This is a genomic window from Microbacterium sp. CIAB417, assembly GCF_022788845.1.
Window position 1 is genome coordinate 22,474 of sequence record NZ_JAHZUT010000015.1, and the last position, 22,395, is coordinate 44,868.

The following is a 22,395-nucleotide window of genomic DNA, read 5'->3' on the forward strand; positions in this document are numbered from 1 at the left end:
ACCCAGGCTAGCGGCCGGTCAGCACCTTCTGGATCCGCTGCGGCGAGACCGGCTGGGCGGTGCCGAGGCGCTGCGCGAACACGCTGATCCGGTACTCCTCGAGCAGCCAGCGGGTCTCGAGGAGTGCGGGCGGTGCGTCGGCCGGGAGCGGGATGGTGCCTCCGGCATCCTCGAACGCCTTCGCCATCCGCTCGTATTCGCTGAGTCGCGCGCGGTCCTTGCCCGGTTCGTTGGCGAGGGTGTTCAGGCGCTCGAGCATCCCGTCGAGGTACCGCGGCAGGTGGACGAGGCGCTCCGCGCCGGTGGCGGAGATGAAGCCGGGGTGGACGAGCCCGGCCAGCTGCGTGCGGATGTCGTTCAGGGGAGCGAGCAGCGCGAGCGAGTTCTGCGCCTTGATCCCGCGCTCGACCTCCCGCGCCTTGGCCAGGATCTTCGCGACGAGCGACACGCACGCGAACAGCCGATCGACGAGACCTGCGCTGACGGTGTCGCGCACGCGCGTGAAGCCGGGCTCGTCGCGGACGATCCCTCCGGGAGCCGCGTCATCGATCATCGCGCGGACGACGGCCGCTCTGGCATCCTCGATCAGCGCGGCGGCGTTCTGGTACGGGGATGCCGCGAGAGCGAGCTTCTCCTGGCTGGTCAAGTGCTCCTGGACGTACGACGCCGGTGACGGCACGTTCAGCAGCACCAGGCGGAGGATGCCGTCGCGCGTCGCCTTCTCGGCGGCCTCCGCGGTCGCCTCGACGCGCACGGAGACCGTCTTGCCGGCATCCACGATCGCGGGGTATCCGCGGACGACGCCGCCGGCGACGCGCGTGTCCAGCACCTGCGGCAGCTCTCCGAACGTCCAGGCGGTCAGCCCGTCCTGCGCGCTGAAGGCGGTGGCCCCGGTCGCCCGATGACCTGACGCGGTGTCCTGGCCGTCCCTGGCCTGGCGCAGCGCCGCCGCGACCGCGGTCTCCGGGCGGGCTTCCCGTCCGGCAGGCGGCCGAGCGATCGAGCGCGCGACGCTCTCCCTGGCGCGATCGGACAGCTCGTCCTGCAGGCGCGTGAGGTCGCGTGCGGATCCCGCGACCCGCCCGCGTTCGTCGACCGCGCGGAAGTTCATCCGGAGGTGCCCAGGGACACGCTCGTCGTCGAAGTCGGATGCCGAGACCGGCTGATTCGCGAGCGGCTGGATGAGTTTCGCCAGCGACTCCTTGAGCGATCGCGGCGGCAGGCCCGCATGGTGCTCCGGACCGTCGGCGGCGAGTTCGGCGCCGAATCTCTCCGCCCAGTCGGCGGCGGGGACCACGTGCCGTCGGATCGCCTTCGGCAGAGCGCGCAGCAGCGCCGTCACGAGCTCGGCGCGCAGACCTGGGACCTGCCAGTCGAAGCCGCGATCCTCGATCTGGGCCAGCAGCGCCAGCGGGACGACCACGCTGACGCCGTCGTCCGGCGCGCCGGGTTCGAACCGGTAGGCGAGACCCAGGACCTGATCGCCCTGCGCCCAGCGAGTGGGGAACTCGCTCTGATCCGCACGACTGTCGTCATCGATCAGATCGCTCTCGCGCATGACGAGCAGTTTCGGCGTCTTCTGAAGCGCTTCGCGCCACCACCGCTCGAAGGAGCGCACGTCGAAGACATCGGACGGGATGCGCTCGTCGTAGAAGCGGAAGACCGCCTCGTCTCCGGCGAGGATGTCCCGGCGGCGCTCGCGCTCCTCGAGCTTCTCGAGCCTCCGGCGCAGCTCGCCGTTGCTGCGCCAGAACGCGCTGACGCGCTTGTCGATCCGGTTCGGGTCCCATTCGCCCTCGACGAGGGCATGACGCACGAACAGCTCCCGGGCCGCCGCGCGGTCGATGCGCGCGAACTGCACGCGCCGGCGCGGGATGATCTCGACGCCGAACAGGATGACCTTCTCGAAGGCCACGGCGGCACCGGCGTCCTTCGACCAGTGCGGCTCCGAGACCTGCCGCTTGGCGAGATCGCCGGCCAGGGATTCGGCCCAGGCGGGATCGATCGCCGCGACCGTGCGCGCGAACGTGCGGGAGGTCTCCACGACCTCGGCCGCCATCACGGCACGCGGACTCTTCTTGCGCAGGGCGGACCCGGGGAAGATCGAGAAGCGGATGCCGCGCGCGCCGCGGTACTCGGTGACGCGCCGTTTCGCGTCCTTCGCCGGGGTCTTGCGCTGGCCCTTCGCCGCGGTGGTGCGTTCGTCCAGGATGCCGATCTGCGAGAGCAGCCCGGCCAGCAGCGCCCGGTGCACGGCGTCCGGATCGGCGGCCCCTCGGTCGTCCCGCGTGGACTCGCTTCGCTCGGTGTCCGAGGACGGCGGATCCGACCGGGGCGGGACGCGTTCCTCGTCGCGACCGCGTTTCGACTCGCTCCGCTCGCTCAACGAACGGGGGGAGGAGCGCTCGCTCAACGAACGGGGGGAGGAGCGCTCGCTCAACGAACGGGGGGAGGAGCGCTCGCTCAACGAACGGGGGGAGGAGCGCTCCCTCAACGAACGGGGGGAGGTGCGCTCGCTCAGCGAACGGGGGGAGGTGCGCTCGCTCGACGGGCGAGAGGAAGCCGGAACGAGCGTGCGCAGCTGGCGGTGCACGTCGAACCATTCCCGCACGCGCACATAGTTGAGGTGCTCGCTGCGGCACATCCGTCGGAACGCGCTCGATCCGAGCTCCCGCTGCTGCTCCCGCAGGTGGTTCCACAGGTTCAGGATCGCCAGGAAGTCGCTCGTCGGGTCGGCGAAGCGCGCGTGCATCCGGTCGGCCTCGTCGCGTATGCCCTGAGGGGCATCCTGCGAGGGACGCTCGCGGACGTCCTGGATCGACAGCCCCGCGACGATGGGGAGCACCTCCGCCACGACGCCGGTCCGGTGCGCCTCGATCAGCATCCGGGCGAACCGCGGATCGATCGGCATGCGCGAGATGTCCCGTCCGACCCGGGTGAGCTTCGGCGTCTCGCCCGCGAGCGACACCGCGCCGAGCTCGGTGAGCAGGTCGAAGGCGGCCTTGATGCCCCGCGAGTCCGGCGGCGTGAGGAAGGGGAAGGCGGTGATGTCGCCGAACCCGAGCGAGAGCATCTGCAGCACGACCGAGGCGAGCGAGGTGCGCAGGATCTCCGGTTCCGTGAACTCCGGACGCCGGTCAAAGTCCTCCTGCCCGTACAGCCGGATCGCGATGCCCTCGCTCGTTCGTCCCGCGCGCCCGGAGCGCTGATTCGCGGAGGCCTGCGAGATGGGTTCGATGGGCAGGCGCTGCACCTTCGAACGGCTGCTGTAGCGCGAGATGCGCGCTGTTCCCGCGTCGATGACGTACTTGATGCCGGGCACCGTGAGGCTGGTCTCGGCGACGTTGGTCGCGAGGATCACGCGGCGGCGCAGACCAGGGACGCGGCTGCGCTCGAACACGCGGTGCTGTTCGGCCCCGGACAGCCGGCCGTACAGGGGGAGGACCTCGGTGGGCGCGCGGTCCGCGGCGGTCGCGGCGCGCACGGCGTCCGCGGCGTCCCGGATCTCGGCCTCGCCCGGGAGGAACACGAGGACGTCGCCCGGCGCCTCGCGGTCGAGCTCGGCCAGGGCGCCGACGATCGCGGACACCTCGTCGGCCGGCTCCCGGTCCGTCTCGGCATCCGCGTTCTCGTCGATCAGCGGCCGGTACCGGATCTCGACCGGGAACGTCCGTCCGGAGACCTCGATGATCGGCGCGGGGGTGCCGTCCGCTGCGGCGAAGTGCCGGGCGAAGCTCTCCGGATCGATGGTCGCCGAGGTGATGATGACCTTGAGGTCGGGCCGCTCGGGGAGGATCCGGGTGAGATAGCCGAGCAGGAAGTCGACGTTGAGCGAGCGCTCGTGTGCCTCGTCGATGATGATCGTGTCGTAGCGGCGCAGCAGGCGATCGCGATGGATCTCGTTGAGCAGGATGCCGTCCGTCATCAGGGCGATCTGCGTGGCGTCCGAGACCTGATCCGTGAACCGCACCTTGTATCCGACGAGTCCGCCGAGCTCGACCTGCAGCTCCTCGGCGACCCGTTCGGCGATGGTCCGCGCGGCGAGGCGTCGCGGCTGCGTGTGCGCGATGTCGGTGCGCCCCAGCTCCAGGCAGATCTTGGGCAGCTGGGTCGTCTTCCCCGAACCTGTCGCGCCGGCGACGATGACGACCTGATGCTCGCGGATGGCGTCGGCGATCTCGCCCCTGGCCGCGCTGACGGGCAGCTCCGGGGGGTAGGAGATCACGGGGGAAGACATAGCCCTCCATCGTACGACGCCGCGAGGGACTCGTCCGCGCTTGTGTCTTGACTGACAAACGACTTTGCAGTACAAAGTCAACGGACGACGCCGTCCCTCCTCACTCAGAACGGAGCCTGACATGATCCACGGAACAGAACCGGATCCGGCTGACATGCTCGCGCTCGCGCGCGACCAGCAGCGCAGCGTGAACGGACGGATGGGGGTCTTCGTGCCGTACATCCTGCTGGCGTGGGCCGTCGCCTGGCTGGGCGGGTTCCTCGTGCTGTGGCTCGAGGCGGGCCCGGTGTCGATCCCGATGGCGGTCGCCGCACCGGTCTGCGTGGTCCTGTTCCTCGCCGCTGGCGCGGTGTCGGTGGTCCTGGGCATCCGCTCCAACCGGGGCGTGCGCACCGGGAAGGACGCCGCGTTCGTCGGGGCCGTGTACGGACAGGCCTGGTGGGTCGGCGGCATCGCGATCTTCGCGATCGCGCAGGGCATGGTCGCGAACGGTATGGAACCCGAGCTGCTCGGCATCCTCTATCCGTCGGCATACGTGTTCTTCGCGGGACTGATGTACTTCGTCGGTGGCGCGCTCTGGCGCGCCGTTCCGATGGTCGTCCTCGGCGCCTGGGCGATCCTCGTGAGCGCGGTCGCACCGTTCGCGGGCGCACCCGCGCACTTCCTCGTCTTCGCGATCGCGGGCGGCGGCGGGTTCCTCGCCGGAGCCGTCTGGACCTTCGTCTGGACCGAGCGCGCTCGGCGTCGCGTCGGCGGAGGTGATGCCTCATGACCGACCTCGACCCCGTCATCCACGCCACTGCGCGTCTGCGGATCACCGCGGCGCTGGCGACGCTCGCGGCCGACGAGAGCATCACGTTCCCTCGGTTGCAGGAGCTTCTCGACATGACGGCCGGCAACCTCTCGACGCACCTGCGCAAGCTCGAGGACGCCGGATACGTCGTCGTGGAGAAGGCGCATCGCGGACGCACCCCTGTCACCTACGTGTCACTGTCCGTGCACGGCCGGCGCGCGTTCGAGGACTACACGGCCGCGCTCCGCCAGGTGCTGGGCGGCTGATCGGGATCACAGATGATCCGTGCCGAACCGGTCGACCGGTTCTAGGCTTGGTTCATGACCATTCCCACGCTTTCCCTCAACGACGGCCACACGATCCCCCAGCTCGGCTACGGCGTCTTCAAGGTCGATCCGGCCGACACCGAGCGCGCGGTCTCCGAGGCGCTCGAGGTCGGCTATCGCCACATCGACACCGCCGCGATCTACGGCAACGAGGAAGGAGTCGGTGCGGCGATCGCGTCCAGCGGCATCCCGCGCGGCGAGCTCTTCGTGACGACGAAGCTGTGGAACGACCGCCACGACGGCGACGACCCGCATGCGGCGATCGCCGAGAGCCTTGAGAAGCTCGGTCTCGACCGGGTCGACCTGTATCTCGTGCACTGGCCGACTCCGGCGAAGGAGAACTACGTCCACGCGTGGGAGAAGCTGATCGAGATCCGCGAGAAGGGGCTCGCCACCAGCATCGGTGTCTCGAACTTCCTCGTGCCGCACCTGGAGCGCATCGTCGCGGCGACCCAGGTGGTCCCTGCCGTGGACCAGATCGAGCTGCACCCCGCTTATCAGCAGCGCGAGGTCACCGCATGGGCCGCCGACAAGGGGATCCGCATCGAGTCCTGGGGTCCGCTGGGGCAGGGCAAGTACGACCTGTTCGGGACGCCGGCTGTCGCGGAGGCCGCAGCCGCGCACGGCAAGTCCCCGGCGCAGGTGGTGCTCCGCTGGCACCTGCAGAAGGACTTCATCGTCTTCCCGAAGTCGGTGCACGCCGAGCGCCTGCGCGAGAACATCGACGTCTTCGACTTCACGCTCACCGACGCTGAGATCGCCGCGATCGACGCACTCGACCCGCAGGACGGGTCCGGGCGCGTGGGCACGCACCCCAACGAGTTCAACTGAGTCGTCGGCTCCTGGACGCCCCGTGTCGCTCCGTGCGACGCGGGGCGTCCTCGCGTTCGGCGCTCACGGGCTGATCCCGCACCCGTCCGGCGCCCCGCGGGCGTAGCGTGGGGACCATGACGAACCGGCTCGCCGCGACCCTGAGCCCGTACCTGCGCGCGCATGCGGACAATCCGGTGGACTGGCGGCCCTGGGGTGCGGAGGCGTTCGCCGAGGCGCGGCGGCGCGGCGTGCCGGTCCTGATCTCGATCGGGTACTCCACGTGCCACTGGTGCCATGTGATGGCGCGGGAGTCGTTCTCGGATCCGCAGACCGCGGAGATCATGAACCGCGATTTCGTCGCCGTCAAGGTCGATCGCGAGGAGCATCCGGACGTCGACGGCGCCTACATGGCCGCAGCCTCCGCGTTCACGCAGAACCTGGGTTGGCCGCTGACCGTGTTCACGACCCCGGACGGACGCGCCTTCTTCGCGGGCACCTACTGGCCGCCCGAGGCACGCGGCCCCCTGCCGGCATTCCGTGACGTGCTGGCCGCCGTGCGGGAGGCGTGGATGCTCCGTCACGCGCAGGTCTTCGAGACCGCGGATGCCGTCGCCCGCGCACTCGCCGAGGCATCCGAGTCCGCCCCCGTGGATCTGCCCTCGGTCGAGGACCTCGCCGCGGCGGCCAGGTCGATCGCGGCCCAGGAGGATCGTTCGTTCGGAGGGTTCGGCGGCGCGCCGAAGTTCCCCGTCGCGACGACGCTCGGCTTCCTGCAGTCCCGCCCGGTGCGCGCGCACGCACCGGATGCCGCGGCATCCGCTTCGCGTGCCCTGACCGCGATGTCGTCATCCGCTCTGCGGGATCTCGACGGCGGGTTCTTCCGCTACGCCACGCAGCGCGACTGGACCGTGCCCCACTACGAGCGGATGCTGACCGACAACGCCCAGCTGCTGGACGTCGCCGTGCGCGAGGGCGAGGTAGAGATCGCCCGGGGCATCGCGTCCTTCCTGCTCGACGTGCTGCGTCGTGAGGACGGCGGATTCGGGGCCGCGCAGGACTCGGAATCCTGGATCGACGGAGAACGCAGCGAGGGCGGGTTCTACCTCCGGCCTCTCGTGGACCGCGCCGGCCTCGAGCCGCCGGCGGTCGACGGCAAGGTCATCACCGGATGGAACGGGCTGGCCGTCGGAGCCCTCGCCAGGGCCGGCGTCGCGCTCGGCGATCCCGCCTGGGTGGATGCCGCCGCGCACGCCGCCGGGTTCGTGCTGGAGACGAACCGCGATGCGTCCGGACGTCTGGTGCGCACGTCGCTGGACGGGATGGCGTCACCCGCGGTCGCGACCGCATCCGATGTCGGCCTGTTCGCCGACGGGCTCTTCGCACTCGCTCTCGCGACCGGGACGGCGTCGTGGGCGGTCACGGCGCGCTCGCTGCTCGACGGGATCCTCGACGACGGGGCGGAGCGCGACCCGGTGCTGAGCGCGCAGGGGATCGCTCCGGCGCCGGATCAGACGGATGGCGATCTTCCGTCAGGGATCGCCGCGGTCGCCCGCGCCGCGCTCTCGGCGTGGCTGCTCGGCGCAGGGGAACGGTACCGGGAAGCGGCCGTCGAGCGGGTCCGGCGGCACGGCGAGGCCGCGCTGCGGCATCCGTTCGGGCACGGGAGTCTGCTCCTCGTCGCCGCCGGGCTCGCCGACCCGCCGAGGCAGGTGGTCGTCGTGACGGCGGATGCCCAGTCCCCGCTCGCATCGGCGGCCCGCGCCACGGACGCCGACGTCGTCGCCGTGGTCACGCAGGCCGAGGCGCAGGCGTTCGCGGATGCCGGATTCGAGCTCTTCGAGGGGAAGGCGCAGGCGGAGAACGTCGCGTACGACTGCCGATCCTTCGTCTGCCGCCTGCCGACGGAGGATCCTGTCGCTCTCGTCCCGCGACGCTGAGGACGGGCATCCGACGAGGGGTGCGATCGGGTCGAGGACGGCGGCGGAATCGATGTTCGGATGTCGGAGGCCCGGTGTTGAATCAGAGGCATGGACAGCATCGTCGCTCGGCTCCGGAGTCTCGAAGAGACGCTGGACGCCGCGGCGCGCGACGCGTTCTCGACGGATGAGATCCAGGGACTGCCCGATGCCGAGGTCGCCGAACTGCTGACGATCACGGGGCGCATCCAGCGTCGGGTCGAGGGGCTGCAGGTCGAGGCGGCGGATGTCATCCGCACCCGGTCCGAGGGGTGCCGCGACGAGAAGATGACCGCGGCGTACGGATGCTCGCGTCCGGTCGATCTGGTGCGGCTGCTGACCGGATCCGACACGCGAGCGGCGTCGCGGCTGGTGAAGGCATCACGCCTGGTGAACCGGATCCGCGGCATCAGCGACGGCGAGTTCCTGCCCCCGTCGTACCCGGCGATGCGCACAGCGCTCACGACCGGAGCGGTCGGAGTGAGCGGACTGCTGGCGGCGACGGGCCCGCTGGAGCATGCCGTCCGAAGAATCGCCGACGACGACCGGCTGGCGGCGGACGAGCAGCTCGCCGCTCTGGCGTGCGGGCTCGATCCGGACGAGCGGGACACGGACACCGTCCCCCGCCCCGCGGCGCTGCCCGAGGACCTGGAGACGTACGCGCGGGTGATCGTCGCCTACCTGGATCCGGACGGCGCGGAGCCCTCGGCGCAGGAAGCCGCTCGCTCGCGGTTCCTCTCGATCGGGAGGCTGCGCGACGGCTGTCACGCCCTGCGGGGAAGCGTCCTGCCCGAGGTGGCCGCGCAGCTGATGCTGCTGCTGGACAGCGTCCTCGGTCCTCGGGCCGACGTCCCGGGTGCGGCCGTCGGGGCGGACGGCGTGCGCTTCGAGCCGAGCGACGACGAGGACCTCTCGTTCGACCACGCCCCCGAAGACATCCTGTTCGTCGACGATCGCACGCGGGCGCAGAAGCTGCACGACGCCTTCGCGACGATCCTCGATGTCGCCGCCGCGGCTGACGCTCTCCCTCATGTCGGGGGAGCCGCGCCGACTCTGGTCGTCACGGCGACCGCGGAGGATCTGGCCCGGGGGAGCGGGTGGGGAACGGTCCTGAACACCGGAGCCCCGGTGCCGCTGTCCAGCGCGTTCCGCACCGGATGTGCGGGCGGGATCCAGCGGGTGCTGTTCGACGAGAGCGGACGCATCGCGTCCATCGGGACCAGCGCGCGTATCTTCAACGCGCTGCAACGGCGGGCGATCACGGTCCGCGACGGCGGGTGCATCATCCCTGGATGCACGGTGCCGGCGACATGGTGCGAGGTGCACCATGTGCGCGAGCATGCCGACGGCGGTCCGACGCATACGGACAACGGCGTGCTGCTGTGCTGGTGGCATCATCGCAGCCTGCACCTGACCGAATGGACGATCCGGATGAATCGCGGTGTCCCCGAGGTCCGCGGCCCCGCCTGGTGGGATCCGCATCAGCACTGGCACCGCGCCCGGTCGCCGCATCGCAGGCGCCATCCCGCCCGCGCACCCGCGTAGCATCGGGGGATGATCGAGGGCGCGAGCGAGACCGTGCTCGCCGGCGGCAACATGAACGCCGTCGTGCGCGCGGGTGCCGAGGTGCGGCGACCGGCCGGGGCATGGACGGCGAACGTGCACGCGCTTCTTCGTGCGCTCGAGCGGTCAGGGATCTCCGAGACGCCACGCGCCCTCGGCATAGCACCGGACGGCCGTGAGCGACTCTCGTACCTCCCGGGCGAAGCCGCGCACTATCCGCTGCCCGAGTGGTTGTGGGATGACGCGATCCTGATGGATTCGGCGCGCCTGCTGCGCCGCATCCACGACGCGAGCGCCGGACTTGCGCGCATCGGGACGGGATGGCGCAGCCCCGTCAGGGAACCCGTCGAGGTGGTCTGTCACAACGACTTCGCGCCCTACAACCTGATCTTCGACCGACACCGGCTCGTCGGCGTCATCGACTTCGACACCGCCTCCCCGGGGCCGCGGCTCTGGGATCTCGCGTATCTCGCCTACCGCCTGGTCCCGTACGTCGAGGATGCCGGTGCGCCCGTGCACGTCCTCGACGCAGAGGAGCGGCGCCGGGAACTGCTCCTGTCGGCGTACGGCTCGGACGCGAGCGCACAGGAGCTCTGGCTGATGATGGCGACGCGGTTGGATGCCCTGGCCGAGGACTCCCGCCGTCGCGCGCAGACGCGGCCCGAGTTGGACGGACACGCCGCGATGTACGAAAGGGACGCAGCGCGCCTGCGAGCGCGGGCGGAGCGGGGGTGAACCCGCTCACCCCTGGTTGCGCGGATGCCTCTTCGCCGTGCGCTCATTGCCGTGACGGTAGTTCCCGGTCGCCTTCGCCATGAGCAGTTGCAGGTCGGTCTCGTCCACCGCATCCAGGAAGGCAGTAGCCTTCGCGCCGCGCAGGACTCCGGCGCGTGCGCCGTGGTGCGTGATCACGACGTCCTGGCCGTGGACGACGTACGCGAAGCCGTTCGGAGCGGGAGTCATCCGACGAGGGTACCCGACCGTCTACACCCACCCCGGCAGCCAGTTGTGCACCAGCCAGAACGTGTAGGGCACGTTCATCCCCGTCCAGATCGGATAGAAGAACACCGAGATCAGAACCGCGAGCACGAGGAACACCATCACGGTCCGCTCGCCGGCCTGTCGGCGGTAGAGCGGGTCGCGTCGAGATCCGGCGAGATCCCGCAGCGCGAGGGCGAGCGCGAGCACCAGGAAGGGCATCATGGCGACCGTGTAGAACTGGAAGATGGGTCGTCCCGGCACCAGCAGCCAGGGCACGTACGTGACGGCGAGGCCGACCAGCGGCACGCCGTACTGCCAGGGCATCGGCTGACGTCGGACGAGCCCGCGGACGAAGCGGTACAGCAAGTACACGGCGGCCGCGACGCCGCCGTACCAGATCAGCGGGTTGGGAACGGCGCTGATGACGGCGATGCAGTGATCCGTGCCCCAGCAGGACTGGTCGGCGCTGTCCACCCACACCGCCGTCGGACGCAGCAGCAACGGCCACTGCCACGCCGGGCTCGCGTAGGCGTGCCCGCTCGTCAGACCGGTGTGGAACCCGTACATCGACTGGTGATAGTTCCACAGCGCCACGAGCGGATTCGCGTCGCTCTGCCGGTCGTACCCGGCGCTCGTGACCAGCCATCCCGTCCACGAGACGAGATATACGAGCAGAGCCGGCGGCACGAGCAGCAGGAACGTGATCGGACCCTGGCGCGCCGCGGCATCCATCGGCCAGTACAGGACTCCGGCGCGCCGCCGGGCGAGGGCGTCCGTCACCACCAGGTAGATCCCGAGGCCCGCCAGCGCGTACAGCCCCGACCACTTCACCGCCGTGGCCGCACCCAGCGCGAGGCCCGCCGCCACGATCCACGGCCGTCGCCACAGGACACGTCCCCAGAGCGGATCGGGGGCCGTGTCGTCCGGCCTCTCGAGAACGGGCATGGTGCGTCGCCGGTCGAGCAGGATGAACAGGAACCCGAGCACGATGAAGAAGGTCAGGATGCCGTCGAGCAGCGCGATCCTGCTCATCACGATGCTCAACCCGTCGATCGCGAGCAGCGACGAGGCGATCGCGGCGACCGGGAGAGAGCGGGTCAGGACGAGTGCCACCAGGTAGACGACGAGCACCGTCGCCGTGCCGAGGATCGCGGTCGTGAGCCGCCAGCCTCCGCTGGACCCTGGCCCGAACAGCCCCATGCCGATCGCGATGATCCACTTGCCGAGGGGTGGATGCACGATGAAGCTGCCGCGGGCGTCCAGAGCACCGGTGTCTCCCGTCCGAAGCTGCTCGTTGGCGCCGTCCCCCCAGGTGCCTTCGTAGCCGAGCGCCCACAGCGACCAGGCATCCTTGACGTAGTAGGTCTCGTCGAAGGCCAGTTCGTGCGGCCGGTCGAGATTCACCAGACGCAGCACCGCAGCGAGGGTGGTGATCAGCAGCGGCACGAACCATCGGAGGATGCCCGCCCACTCCGGGTCCGCCAGGAACCGCATCCGGAACCGCCCCCACAGGGTCGAGCGCTGGGCCGGAGGCGGCAGCAGGGGCACGGGCTCGGTCACGGCTCAAGCCTAGATCGTGCCGCCTAAGCTGAACGTGTGATCATCCTGGCCGCCACCCCGATCGGCAATCTCGGCGACGCGTCGCGGCGCCTGATCGAGGTGCTCGAGAACGCCGAGGTCGTCGCGGCCGAGGACACCAGGACCACACAGCGGCTGCTGCAGGCGCTGCACATCTCGAACCGCCCGCGGCTGATCGCCCTCCACGACCACAACGAGAAGCACAAGGCCTCCGAGCTCGTCGAACTCGCCGCCGCTCAGGACGTCGTCCTCGTCAGCGACGCCGGGATGCCCGCGGTCAGCGATCCCGGTTACGGCGTGGTCGCGGCGGCGGTCGAAGCCGGGGTGACGGTCACCGCCATCCCCGGGCCGAGCGCCGTGCTGATGGCGCTCGCGATCTCGGGCCTGCCGACCGACCGGTTCGCCTTCGAGGGCTTCCTGCCGCGCAAGCCGGGGGAGCGGCGTGCAGCCCTCGCCGCGCTCGCCGCAGAATCCCGCACTCTCGTCTTCTTCGAATCGCCGTCCCGGCTCGCCGCGACGCTGACCGACATGGGCGATGCCTTCGGCGACGTCCGCCGCATCGCGGTGTGCCGCGAGCTGACGAAGCTGTACGAGGAGGTGCGGCGAGGCACGGCATCCGAGCTCGCGGCCTGGGCGGAGCAGGGCGTCAAGGGCGAGATCGTGGTCGTCGTCGAGGGGGCGGCTCCCGTCGAGGTGTCCGCCGAGGACGCCGCCGCACAGGTCCAGTCGCTCGTGGCCTCCGGCATGCGGTTGAAGGATGCCTGCGCCGAAGTCGCCGCGGTCACAGGGCTCAGTTCGCGCGACCTGTATCAGCAGGCGCTCGCCGCGAAGAAGGCATGACGACGCGGATCTCGCAGGACGACGCGCATCTCGAAGACTCCTGCCGGATTCCTGCGAGATCGGTATTGATCTGCGGGGAACGGGCGCCGCGTGGCTGGACCGTAGGCTCCTCATCATGACCGACGCTTCGATCTCCGCCGCCTACGACTCCCGCGCGACGGACTATGTCGACGTCGCCGGTTCGATCGAGCAGATGGACGCCGCCGACCGTCGCCTCATCGCGGCCTGGCGGGACGCGACGCCCGGTGCGCTGCTCGACGCCGGATGCGGCCCGGGGCACTGGACGCGCTTCCTCCGGGACGGCGGCCGCGACGTCGTCGGGGTCGACCTGTCAGAGCGGTTCCTCGCGACGGCGCTGGCGCGGCATCCGGAACTGCGATTCGAACGGGCGTCGCTCCGGGCGCTTCCCTTCCGGGATGCCTCGTTCGGCGGCATCCTCGCCTGGTACTCGCTCATCCACACTCCGCCTGCGGAGCTTCCCGCGATCGTGGCCGAGCTCGCCCGCGTGCACGCACCCGGCGGCTCCCTCCTGATCGGGTACTTCGAGGGGACGCCGGGGGAGCCCTTTGCGCATGCCGTCACGACCGCGTACTTCTGGGACGCCGAATCGCTCGGCATCCTGCTGCGGGATGCCGGGTTCACCGTGACCGCGCATGAACGCCGCGAGCGCGTCGCCGGCGAACCGAGCACACGACCGCACGGCTCCGTCGTCGCGGTTCGCCATGGTATCGGAGAGATCGCGTAGGTCGGAGCGGAAGCAGCGGCCCGTCCGACGGGGGACTCCTCCTGCGCAGGCAACGGCGCCGGCCTGGGTGTGACGGCCGGCCGCCCGGCGTAACGCGCGCGGATTCGCACCTAGAATTGTGCGCATGCCCGCAGGCGATTCCTTCTACATCACCACGCCCATCTACTACCCGTCCGACGTGCCGCACATCGGCCACGGGTACACGTCGGTCGCGGTCGACACGCTCGCGCGCTGGCACCGCCAGGCGGGCGATGACACCTGGATGCTGACCGGTACGGACGAGCACGGTCAGAAGATGCTGCGGGCCGCGGCGGCCAACAACGTCACGCCCCAGGAGTGGGTGGACAAGCTCGTCACCGAGAGCTGGTTCCCGCTGCTGAAGACGCTGGACGTCGCCAACGACGACTTCATCCGCACCACGCAGGAGCGGCACGAGACCAACGTCCAGGTGTTCTTCCAGCGGCTGTACGACGCGGGCTACATCTACGCGGGCGAGTACGAGGCGCTGTACTGCGTGGGCTGCGAGGAGTTCAAGCCGGAGTCGGAGATCGTCGACGGCACCGGCCCGTTCGAGGGTCTGAAGGTCTGCGCGATCCACTCCAAGCCGCTGGAGCTGCTGCAGGAGAAGAACTACTTCTTCAAGCTCAGCGAGTTCCAGGACCGCCTGCTCGAGCTCTACAAGACCGAGCCCGACTTCGTGCGCCCGCACTCGGCGCGCAACGAGGTCGTCTCGTTCGTGAGCCAGGGGCTGAAGGACCTCTCGATCTCGCGCTCCACGTTCGACTGGGGCATTCCGCTGCCCTGGGACGAGTCGCACGTCATCTACGTGTGGGTGGACGCGCTGCTGAACTACGCCACCGCCGTCGGATACGGCTCGGACGAGGCGCAGTTCGAGCGCCGTTGGCCCGCCTACCACGTCGTGGGCAAGGACATCCTGCGCTTCCACGCCGTCATCTGGCCCGCGCTCCTGATGGCTGCAGGCCTCGACGTCCCCAAGGGCGTCTTCGCGCACGGCTGGCTGCTGGTCGGCGGCGAGAAGATGTCGAAGTCCAAGCTCACCGGCATCGCGCCGACCGAGATCACCGACGTGTTCGGCTCCGACGCGTACCGGTTCTACTTCCTGTCCGCGATCGCGTTCGGCCAGGACGGCTCGTTCAGCTGGGAGGACCTGTCCGCCCGCTACCAGGCCGAGCTCGCCAACGGGTTCGGGAACCTCGCCTCGCGCACGGTCGCGATGATCGAGCGCTACTTCGAGGGCATCGTGCCGCCTGCCGGCGAGTACACCGAGGCGGATCTGGAGATCCAGAAGATCGTCGCGGACGCCGCGACGGCAGCGGATGCCGCGATCGAGCAGTTCCGCATCGACGAGGCGATCGCGCGCATCTGGACCATCGTGGATGCCCTGAACGGCTACATCACCGAGAACGAGCCGTGGGCCCTCGCCCGTGAAGAGGATCAGCGCGGACGCCTCGGAACGGTGCTCTACACGTGTGCCGAGGGTCTTCGGGCCCTCTCCGTGCTGCTGTCGCCGGTGATGCCGCAGGCCACCGAGAAGCTGTGGATCGCGCTGGGCGCCGCCGAGAGCATCGGCCGCCTGCACGAGCAGCCGATCCGCGAGGCCGGCGCGTGGGGCATCCTGAAGCCGGGGACGAACGTGAACGGCCTCGCTCCGCTGTTCCCGCGGGTGGAGTCGCAGGCCTGACGTCGAGCGACGGGCACACCCTTCACCCGCTCGTTGAGCGACGAGCGAAGCGAGGAGTCGAAACGCATGACCGATCCCGAGACCTACGTCCGCGAACGCTCGACGAGCGGGCGCAAGGACCTGCGGTACCCGGAGGCCCCGGCCGCGCTGGCGGTGCCCGTGTACGACAACCACGCGCACCTCGAGATCCTGGACGGCGATGAGCCCCTGACCCTCGTCGAGCAGCTCGATCGTGCCGCGGCCGTCGGTATCGCCGGCGTCGTCCAGGCCTCGGGAGACATCGAGTCCTCCCGCTGGGCCGTGGCGGCGGCCGAGCAGGATCCGCGCGTGCTGGCCGCGGTCGCGATCCATCCCAACGACGCCCCGGTGTACGCCGGACAGGGGCGGCTCGACGAGGCGATCGCCGTCATCGACGAACTCGCCGCGCATCCCCGCACCCGCGCGATCGGCGAGACAGGGCTGGACTTCTTCCGCACCGAAGAGTCGGGCCGCCCCGCTCAGTTCGAGAGCTTCGAAGCGCACATCGCCCTGGCGAAGAAGCACGGCCTCGCGATGCAGATCCACGACAGGGATGCCCACGACGCGGTGCTCGAGACGCTGACCCGCGTCGGCGCTCCCGAGAGGACCGTGTTCCACTGCTTCTCCGGCGACGACGCCATGGCGCGCATCGCGGCGGAAGCCGGCTACCACCTGTCCTTCGCGGGCAACGTGACGTTCAAGAACGCGCAGAACCTGCGCGACGCGCTGAAGGTCACCCCTATCGAGCGGATCCTCGTCGAGACCGACGCGCCGTTCCTGACCCCCGTGCCGCTGCGCGGGCGGCCCAACGCCCCCTACCTCGTGCCGATCACGGTGCGGTTCATGGCCGCCGAGCTCGGCCTCGACGTCGACGAGCTGTCCGCGCAGCTCGCGGCCAACACCCTGGCCGTCTACGGCCCGTTCGAGGACTGATTCAGGCCACCGGGTCCGGCTCGGGGTCGCTCACCGGTTTCGCGCTGACGATGTGCGAGATCGGCTTCCAGACCAGCAGCAGCGTCAGGGCGGCCCCGACGAAGGCGAACCACCAGGGCGCTGTGAGTCCCCAGAACTGGGCGATCACGCCGCCGATGGCCTGCCCCAACACCATGCCTCCGAAGACGCCGACCATGTTGACCGAGGCGATCCGGCCCTGCAGGGCGGTCGGAACCAGCCGCTGGCGCACGGTCGTCGAGATCGTGCCCCACACGAACGCGTAGGCGCCGAACACGAACATGATGACCAGGGCGACCCAGCCCGAGGTCGTCAGGGCGAACGCGAGGTGCATGAGCACCTCCATCGAGAGCACGACGCGCATGAGCGTGGCGAACGAGACGTGCCGCTCCAGCCATCCGAAGCTCATCGTCGCGAGCAGCCCGCCCGCTGCCGACGCCGTCGTCAGGGCGCCGTACCCCACGGCGCCCATGTTCAGGTGCTCGGTGGCGTACAGCACGAGCACTCCCCACGGCGCCGCCCACGTGACGTTGAAGACGAGGATGATGAGCACGAGCGTGCGCACCGGGGGATTGCGCCACAGCCACCGCAGCCCCTGCGCGATGTCGGTGTGCACGGGCGCATGCTCTTCGCGCGGCGGCACGGGAGTCCGCGCCATCCGTGAGATCAGCACGACGGCGAGCGACACGCACAGCACCTCGATCAGGAACGGCCAGGCGCTCCCCGCCGCGAAGAGGAAGGCGCCGAGCGGCGGACCGGCGAACTGGTTCGCCACGAGGTAGCCGGCCTGTAGACGTGCGTTGCCGATGCCCAGGTCCGCGGGCTTCACGATCATGGGCAGGAGGGTGCTGCCCGCGGTGTCCACGAACACCTCGGCCGTGCCGTACAGGAACGCCACGGCGAGCACGATCCAGATGTTCGCGGTGCCGGTGACCAGGAACACGCACAGCGCCGCGAGCACCACGGCCCGGGCCGCATTCGCGAACATCACGAGACGTCTGCGGTCGAAGCGGTCGGCGATGGCGCCGGCATGCAGGCCGAACACGAGCCACGGGAGGAACTGCAGCACGGCTCCGGCGGCGACCAGGATCGGGGAGGAGGTCATGGAGGCGATCAGCAGCGGAGCGGCCGCCAGAGCGACCCCGTCGCCCACGTTGCTCGTCCAGGACGACGCCAGCAGCCAGCGGAAATCCCTGCCCATCCGGCGGGGAGCGATCAGGTCACCGAGCGAGGGCATCCGTTCAGAGTAGCGGGTAGGGAAGAATGGGGGAATGACCGTCACTCTGCTCGGCGCGGCCGAGATCCGCAGGCTCGCCGCAGACCTCGACGTCACCCCCACCAAGAAGCTCGGTCAGAACTTCGTCGTCGACGCCAACACGGTCCGCAAGATCGTCCAGGCCGGCGCTGTGCAGCCGGGGGAGAGCGTCGTCGAGGTCGGCCCGGGCCTCGGATCCCTGACGCTCGCGATCCTCGAGGCCGGCGCGCGCGTCACGGCGGTCGAGATCGACCACCGCCTGGCTGCTCGGCTGCCGCAGACCGCCGCGGACCACGGCGTTCCGGAGGGCCTCCTCACCGTGGTGGACTCCGACGCCCTGCGCGTGGCGGAGCTTCCGGGCGACCCGACGGTGCTCGTCGCCAACCTGCCGTACAACGTGTCGGTGCCGGTGCTGCTGCATTTCATGGAGACCTTCCCGAACCTGCGCCGCGGCGTCGTCATGGTGCAGGCGGAGGTCGGCGAGCGACTCGCAGCCCCGCCGGGGAGCAAGGCGTACGGCGCTCCGAGCGCGAAGGCGGCCTGGTACGGGCCGTGGCGACTCGCGGGGACCATCTCGCGGCAGGTGTTCTGGCCCGTGCCGAACGTCGACAGCGTGCTGGTCGCGTTCGAGCGCTCCGCCGAGGTCCGCGGAGGGGAGGACCTGCGCCGTGCGACGTTCGACGTCGTCGACGCCGCGTTCCAGCAACGTCGCAAGATGCTGCGGCAGGCGCTCGCCGGAGTGCTCGGGGGATCATCGGCCTCGGCATCCGCGGTGCTCGAACGCGCGGGCGTCGCCCCGACGGCGCGCGGGGAGCAGCTGACCATCGACGACTTCGTGCGGATCGCCGAGGCCCGGGCGGCTAGCCTGGAGTCGTGACCGAGAACCCCCGCTTCCGTCCCGACGTCCCCGAGCTGCACCGTCCGTACGCGGCGGATGCCGGTCGCTACGGCCGTTTCGCCTACCGTCAGGTCGGCACGTCCGGCCTTTACCTCCCGCCGATCTCGCTCGGCCTGTGGTGGAACTTCGGCGACAACATCCCTCTCGACAACCAGCGCGCCCTGCTGCGTCACGCGTTCGATCTGGGGATCACGCACTTCGACCTGGCGAACAACTACGGTCCGCCCTACGGCTCGGCGGAGAAGAACTTCGGCCGGATCCTCGCCGAAGATCTGCGTCCGTACCGCGACGAACTCATCATCTCGTCGAAGGCGGGCTGGGACATGTGGCCCGGTCCCTACGGCGACCTCGCCAGCCGCAAGTACATCCTGGCGAGCGCGGACCAGTCGCTGACCCGGATGGGCCTGGACTACGTCGACATCTTCTACTCGCACCGCGTCGATCCGGTGACTCCGATCGAGGAGACGATCGGCGCCCTCGACACCCTGGTCCGTCAGGGCAAGGCGCTGTACGTCGGCATCTCGTCCTACAGCGCGGAACGCACGGAGAAGGCCGTCGCGGTCGCGCGCGAACTCGGCACGCCGCTGGTCATCCATCAGCCGGCGTACTCGATCCTGAACCGCTGGGTCGAGGACGGTCTCACCGACACCCTGAGGGCCGAAGGTCTCGGGGCGATCGCCTTCACCCCGCTCGCGCAGGGCCTGCTCACCGACAAGTACCTCGCCGGGGGCACGGCGGACCGTGCGCAGAAGCGCCGTTCGCTGCCGGACAAGCCGCTCAGCGAGGAGGGGCTCGCGATCCTGCGGTCGCTCGATGAGATCGCGACCGAGCGCGGACAGAGTCTTGCGCAGATGGCGCTGCAATGGACGCTGCGCGATCCGGTGGTCGCATCCGCACTGATCGGAGCATCGCGCCCCGAGCAGCTCGACGAGAACGTCGCCGCGCTCGAGGGGGAGGATTTCACGGCGGATCAGCTCGCGCGCATCGATGCGCTGTCGCACGGCATCGACGTCGACCTGTGGGCGAAGTCCTCCGCACTCTGACACTCCCGCCGCGCCGAGAGAGGACCGAGACATGAGCCTGCTGCCCTTTCCGGATGCGGTGCACGTGCGCGCGCCGGGCAAGATCAACGTCTACCTCGGCGTCGGCGCCCGTCACGACGACGGCTATCATGCCCTCGCGACCGTCTTCCAGGCGGTCTCGCTCTACGAGGACGTCATCGCCCGACCGGCCGACGACTTCTCGATCGTCGTCAAGGGCGTGGCGGATCCGGCATCCGTCCCGCTCGACGACCGCAACCTCGCGATGCGGGCGGCCAAGCTGCTCGCCTCGGTGACGGGGTACGAGGGGGGAGCTGCGCTCGAGCTGCGCAAGAGCGTTCCCGTCGCCGGCGGGATGGGCGGCGGGTCGGCGGATGCCGCAGCCGCCCTCCTCGCCTGCGACACGCTGTGGGGGACGGGGCTTGCTCCGTCCCGGCTGAGCGCTCTCGCCGCCCGGCTCGGCGCGGACGTCCCGTTCGCGCTGCACGGCGGCACGGCCGTCGGCACCGGGCGCGGGGATCAGCTCAACCCCGCCCTCGCCCGCGGCCGGTTCGACTGGGTGCTGGTGATGAGCGACGAGGGGATGTCCACGCCCCTGATCTACCAGCGTCTCGACGAGCACCGGGCGCGGGGCGAGGCGCTCGCCGACGACCCCCCGATGTCGCTGGAGGTGCCCATCCCGGTCCTGCAGGCGCTGCGCGCCGGAGACCCGCACTCGCTCGCCGCGAGCATGCACAACGACCTCGAGGTCGCGTCCCTGGAGGAGAGGCCGGCGCTCGAGGAGGTCATCCGCGAAGGTCTGCACGCCGGAGCGCTCAGCGGAATCGTCTCCGGATCCGGGCCCACCATCGCCTTCCTGTGCGACACCCCGGAATCGGCGCGCTATGTGCAGGAGGAGCTCGAGGCGCAGGGGCGCGACGCCCTGCATGTGCACGGCCCGGTGTCGGGAGCGCGCATCCTGTCCGCCTGACGTTCACCGGGTCTTCTCGCACCTGTGATCGGGAGCCGGTCGCCGCTTCGTAACGTCGTCCTGACCGAACATCACGAGACGTCAGGAGTGATCATGGGACTGTTCAGCCGCAGGACGCAGCAGGAGCGTCAGCAGGAGGCCATGCAGATGGCCGACGACATCGCCCAGGGGCGCGGCCTCATGGGGAAGATGACCCAGGCCTTCATGGGGCGCGACTTCACCGAAGCCATGCAGAGCGCCACGACCTCGATGCACCAGGCCGAGTACGTCGCGCAGCTGCGCGCCACCGGCGTGCCCACCCGGGAGGCGACCGTCCTCGGGATGCAGGACACCGGGCAGACCATCAACGACAACCCGAACATCGTCCTGACCCTCGACGTGGAGGGGCAGCAGGTCGCGGTCGCGACGCTGGTGTCCCGCCTGGAGATCCCGAGGGTGGGTGAGAAGGTGCTCGTGCTGCGGGAGCCGCAGAACGGACACCTGCTGTATGCCGGGCTCGCGCCGCGCACCTGACGTCGCGGAGCGAACCCAGGGGCCGGGGTGCGGGGGAGCACTCCGGCCCCGTTTCTGTACGCCATCGACCGCTCCGGACGCCGGCGGGATGCGTCTGCTGTGCCATCCCGACATAATGGAAAGATCGATGTGACCGTGCACACGCGAAGGAGGCGATGCCATGGCGTCCTCCGGCGAGCGTGCACGGGTCCCCAGCATCCGCGATGTCGCGCGGCTGGCCGGCGTCTCGCATCAGACCGTCTCGCGCGTCCTCAACGATCACCCGAGCATCCGCCCGGAGACGAAGAAGCGGGTCCAGGACGCGATCGCGGTGCTGGACTACCGGCCGAATCTCGCGGCCAGGGCGCTCGTGACGAGCACGACGCGCACGCTGGGCATCCTGTCGGCGACGATCGGCGAGTTCGGTCCGACCTCGTCGATCGCCGGGATCGAGGATGCCGCGCGGGCCGAGGGGTACTCCGTCAACACGGTGAACCTGCCGGCGACCTCTCCTGAGGCGATCGGCGACGCGATCCGCCAGCTCGGGCGGGAGCAGGTGAGCGGCATCGTCGCGCTGGCCCCGCAGGTGCGCGTGTTCAACGTGCTGCGCGGCATGGCCGTGGGTGTGCCGCTGGTGAGCCTGCAGACCGCATCGGGGTCCGACGGGTTCACCCACTCCGCCGACCAGGTGGCCGGCGCGCGTTCGATCACCGAGCATCTCATCGGGCTCGGCCACTCCGACATCCTTCATCTGGCGGGTCCCCAGGACTGGATCGAGGCCGAGTCCCGTATGCGCGGCTACCTGGACGCCCTGCGCGAGGCGGACCTCCCGACCTTCCCGCCCATCCGCGGCGACTGGACGGCGGACTTCGGATACTTCGCCGGCACCGAGCTCGCCCGCCGGCGGGGCTTCACCGCCGTGTTCGCGGCGAACGACCTCATGGCGATCGGACTCATGCACGGCTTCCGGGATGCCGGGCTGGACGTGCCGCGGGACGTCAGCGTCGTGGGCTTCGACGACATCCCGGTCGCCGCGCACGTGTGGCCGCCGCTGACCACCGTTCATCAGGACTTCCCCGAGCTGGGGCGCAGGGCCGTGGCCATCCTTCTCGCGGAGATCCGCGGAGAGCGGGCACCGGAGTTCGGTCCCGCGGACCCGCTCCTGCGCGTGCGCTCGTCGAGCGCGCCGCGGTAGGCGTTCCGCCGGTCTCGCCGAAATCACCGGCCCACTTGACAGC

The 22,395-nt window shown here is 70.2% G+C and carries 19 protein-coding genes; 15 read left to right on the top strand and 4 right to left on the bottom strand.

Annotated elements, in window-relative coordinates; genetic code table 11:
- Window positions 1-7 precede the first annotated feature (7 nt).
- Entirely contained in the window at window positions 8-4,459 is a 4,452-nt protein-coding gene (gene hrpA / locus KYX17_RS30445) for an ATP-dependent RNA helicase HrpA (protein WP_374209007.1), read from the bottom strand.
- On the opposite strand from hrpA, the gene KYX17_RS30450 reads away from it, so the two are divergent.
- The 6 genes from KYX17_RS30450 (at window position 4,359) to KYX17_RS30475 (ending at window position 10,422) form a co-directional block, all read left to right on the top strand.
- On the top strand, window positions 4,359-5,009 hold the full coding sequence (locus KYX17_RS30450) for a hypothetical protein (RefSeq protein ID WP_243233307.1): 651 nt from the start codon (window positions 4,359-4,361) through the stop codon (window positions 5,007-5,009). The genes hrpA and KYX17_RS30450 overlap by 101 nt on opposite strands.
- Window positions 5,006-5,296 carry a transcriptional regulator gene (locus KYX17_RS30455; protein WP_243233308.1) on the top strand — a complete coding sequence of 97 codons (291 nt, stop codon included), beginning with the start codon at window positions 5,006-5,008 and terminating at the stop codon, window positions 5,294-5,296. The genes KYX17_RS30450 and KYX17_RS30455 overlap by 4 nt, the downstream gene beginning before the upstream one ends.
- A 54-nt stretch (window positions 5,297-5,350) precedes the next feature.
- Window positions 5,351-6,187, top strand: coding sequence for an aldo/keto reductase (locus KYX17_RS30460; RefSeq protein WP_243233310.1), 837 nt, complete (start codon window positions 5,351-5,353; stop codon window positions 6,185-6,187).
- A gap of 116 nt (window positions 6,188-6,303) precedes the next feature.
- Entirely contained in the window at window positions 6,304-8,106 is a 1,803-nt protein-coding gene (locus KYX17_RS30465; RefSeq protein WP_243233312.1) for a thioredoxin domain-containing protein, read from the top strand.
- Window positions 8,107-8,196: 90 nt separating this feature from the next.
- A complete protein-coding gene (locus KYX17_RS30470) occupies window positions 8,197-9,669 on the top strand; it encodes an HNH endonuclease signature motif containing protein (RefSeq protein WP_243233314.1) in 1,473 nt (490 codons plus the stop codon).
- A 9-nt stretch (window positions 9,670-9,678) separates the two neighbouring features.
- Window positions 9,679-10,422, top strand: coding sequence for a phosphotransferase (locus KYX17_RS30475; protein ID WP_243233316.1), 744 nt, complete (start codon window positions 9,679-9,681; stop codon window positions 10,420-10,422).
- Between the two features lie 6 nt (window positions 10,423-10,428).
- Here KYX17_RS30475 and KYX17_RS30480 read toward each other — a convergent pair whose 3' ends face one another.
- Window positions 10,429-10,650, bottom strand: a complete 222-nt coding sequence (locus tag KYX17_RS30480; protein ID WP_243233317.1) for a hypothetical protein — start codon at window positions 10,648-10,650, stop codon at window positions 10,429-10,431.
- A 21-nt stretch (window positions 10,651-10,671) separates the two neighbouring features.
- Window positions 10,672-12,228 (bottom strand): dolichyl-phosphate-mannose--protein mannosyltransferase, encoded by a 1,557-nt coding sequence (locus KYX17_RS30485; RefSeq protein WP_243233320.1) that lies wholly within the window; start codon window positions 12,226-12,228, stop codon window positions 10,672-10,674.
- A gap of 36 nt (window positions 12,229-12,264) precedes the next feature.
- Between KYX17_RS30485 and rsmI the strand changes: the two genes are divergently transcribed.
- The 4 genes from rsmI to KYX17_RS30505 all read left to right on the top strand — a co-directional run bounded on the left by rsmI (window position 12,265) and on the right by KYX17_RS30505 (window position 16,484).
- Window positions 12,265-13,086 carry a 16S rRNA (cytidine(1402)-2'-O)-methyltransferase gene (rsmI, locus tag KYX17_RS30490; protein WP_243233322.1) on the top strand — a complete coding sequence of 274 codons (822 nt, stop codon included), beginning with the start codon at window positions 12,265-12,267 and terminating at the stop codon, window positions 13,084-13,086.
- 115 nt (window positions 13,087-13,201) lie between these two features.
- Window positions 13,202-13,831, top strand: coding sequence for a class I SAM-dependent methyltransferase (locus KYX17_RS30495; RefSeq protein WP_243233324.1), 630 nt, complete (start codon window positions 13,202-13,204; stop codon window positions 13,829-13,831).
- A 124-nt stretch (window positions 13,832-13,955) separates the two neighbouring features.
- Window positions 13,956-15,533: a methionine--tRNA ligase gene (metG, locus tag KYX17_RS30500; RefSeq protein ID WP_243233326.1), complete on the top strand. Its 1,578-nt coding sequence runs from the start codon at window positions 13,956-13,958 to the stop codon at window positions 15,531-15,533.
- 66 nt (window positions 15,534-15,599) lie between these two features.
- Entirely contained in the window at window positions 15,600-16,484 is an 885-nt protein-coding gene (locus KYX17_RS30505) for a TatD family hydrolase (RefSeq protein ID WP_243233328.1), read from the top strand.
- A gap of 1 nt (window position 16,485) precedes the next feature.
- Here KYX17_RS30505 and KYX17_RS30510 read toward each other — a convergent pair whose 3' ends face one another.
- Window positions 16,486-17,739, bottom strand: coding sequence for an MFS transporter (locus tag KYX17_RS30510; protein WP_243233330.1), 1,254 nt, complete (start codon window positions 17,737-17,739; stop codon window positions 16,486-16,488).
- 34 nt (window positions 17,740-17,773) lie between these two features.
- Here KYX17_RS30510 and rsmA point away from each other — a divergent pair, with 34 nt between their 5' ends.
- The 5 genes from rsmA (at window position 17,774) to KYX17_RS30535 (ending at window position 22,352) form a co-directional block, all read left to right on the top strand.
- Window positions 17,774-18,634: a 16S rRNA (adenine(1518)-N(6)/adenine(1519)-N(6))-dimethyltransferase RsmA gene (gene rsmA / locus KYX17_RS30515; protein ID WP_243233332.1), complete on the top strand. Its 861-nt coding sequence runs from the start codon at window positions 17,774-17,776 to the stop codon at window positions 18,632-18,634.
- The gene (gene mgrA / locus KYX17_RS30520; protein ID WP_243233334.1) at window positions 18,631-19,698 is read left to right on the top strand and encodes an L-glyceraldehyde 3-phosphate reductase; all 1,068 of its coding nucleotides are present in this window, start codon (window positions 18,631-18,633) and stop codon (window positions 19,696-19,698) included. Before rsmA ends, mgrA begins: the two co-directional genes overlap by 4 nt.
- Before the next feature lie 31 nt (window positions 19,699-19,729).
- A complete protein-coding gene (locus tag KYX17_RS30525; RefSeq protein ID WP_243233336.1) occupies window positions 19,730-20,665 on the top strand; it encodes a 4-(cytidine 5'-diphospho)-2-C-methyl-D-erythritol kinase in 936 nt (311 codons plus the stop codon).
- A gap of 93 nt (window positions 20,666-20,758) precedes the next feature.
- Window positions 20,759-21,178 carry a hypothetical protein gene (locus KYX17_RS30530; RefSeq protein WP_243233337.1) on the top strand — a complete coding sequence of 140 codons (420 nt, stop codon included), beginning with the start codon at window positions 20,759-20,761 and terminating at the stop codon, window positions 21,176-21,178.
- A gap of 160 nt (window positions 21,179-21,338) precedes the next feature.
- Window positions 21,339-22,352, top strand: coding sequence for a LacI family DNA-binding transcriptional regulator (locus tag KYX17_RS30535; RefSeq protein WP_243233338.1), 1,014 nt, complete (start codon window positions 21,339-21,341; stop codon window positions 22,350-22,352).
- The last annotated feature ends 43 nt before the right edge of the window (window positions 22,353-22,395 follow it).

What these genes read in the sequence shown, in the direction of transcription:
- KYX17_RS30475 (WP_243233316.1), top strand. Translation starts at nt 9,679, where the DNA reads ATGATCGAGGGCGCGAGCGAGACCGTGCTCGCCGGCGGCAACATGAAC.
- KYX17_RS30530 (WP_243233337.1), top strand. Translation starts at nt 20,759, where the DNA reads ATGGGACTGTTCAGCCGCAGGACGCAGCAGGAGCGTCAGCAGGAGGCC.
- hrpA (WP_374209007.1), bottom strand. Translation starts at nt 4,459, where the DNA reads ATGTACGGCACGAAGACCCCCATCCGTCCGTTCACGCTGCGCTGCTGG.
- KYX17_RS30470 (WP_243233314.1), top strand. Translation starts at nt 8,197, where the DNA reads ATGGACAGCATCGTCGCTCGGCTCCGGAGTCTCGAAGAGACGCTGGAC.
- KYX17_RS30465 (WP_243233312.1), top strand. Translation starts at nt 6,304, where the DNA reads ATGACGAACCGGCTCGCCGCGACCCTGAGCCCGTACCTGCGCGCGCAT.
- KYX17_RS30455 (WP_243233308.1), top strand. Translation starts at nt 5,006, where the DNA reads ATGACCGACCTCGACCCCGTCATCCACGCCACTGCGCGTCTGCGGATC.
- KYX17_RS30460 (WP_243233310.1), top strand. Translation starts at nt 5,351, where the DNA reads ATGACCATTCCCACGCTTTCCCTCAACGACGGCCACACGATCCCCCAG.
- metG (WP_243233326.1), top strand. Translation starts at nt 13,956, where the DNA reads ATGCCCGCAGGCGATTCCTTCTACATCACCACGCCCATCTACTACCCG.
- rsmA (WP_243233332.1), top strand. Translation starts at nt 17,774, where the DNA reads ATGACCGTCACTCTGCTCGGCGCGGCCGAGATCCGCAGGCTCGCCGCA.
- KYX17_RS30510 (WP_243233330.1), bottom strand. Translation starts at nt 17,739, where the DNA reads ATGCCCTCGCTCGGTGACCTGATCGCTCCCCGCCGGATGGGCAGGGAT.
- KYX17_RS30535 (WP_243233338.1), top strand. Translation starts at nt 21,339, where the DNA reads ATGGCGTCCTCCGGCGAGCGTGCACGGGTCCCCAGCATCCGCGATGTC.
- KYX17_RS30480 (WP_243233317.1), bottom strand. Translation starts at nt 10,650, where the DNA reads ATGACTCCCGCTCCGAACGGCTTCGCGTACGTCGTCCACGGCCAGGAC.
- KYX17_RS30495 (WP_243233324.1), top strand. Translation starts at nt 13,202, where the DNA reads ATGACCGACGCTTCGATCTCCGCCGCCTACGACTCCCGCGCGACGGAC.
- KYX17_RS30505 (WP_243233328.1), top strand. Translation starts at nt 15,600, where the DNA reads ATGACCGATCCCGAGACCTACGTCCGCGAACGCTCGACGAGCGGGCGC.
- KYX17_RS30525 (WP_243233336.1), top strand. Translation starts at nt 19,730, where the DNA reads ATGAGCCTGCTGCCCTTTCCGGATGCGGTGCACGTGCGCGCGCCGGGC.
- KYX17_RS30450 (WP_243233307.1), top strand. Translation starts at nt 4,359, where the DNA reads ATGATCCACGGAACAGAACCGGATCCGGCTGACATGCTCGCGCTCGCG.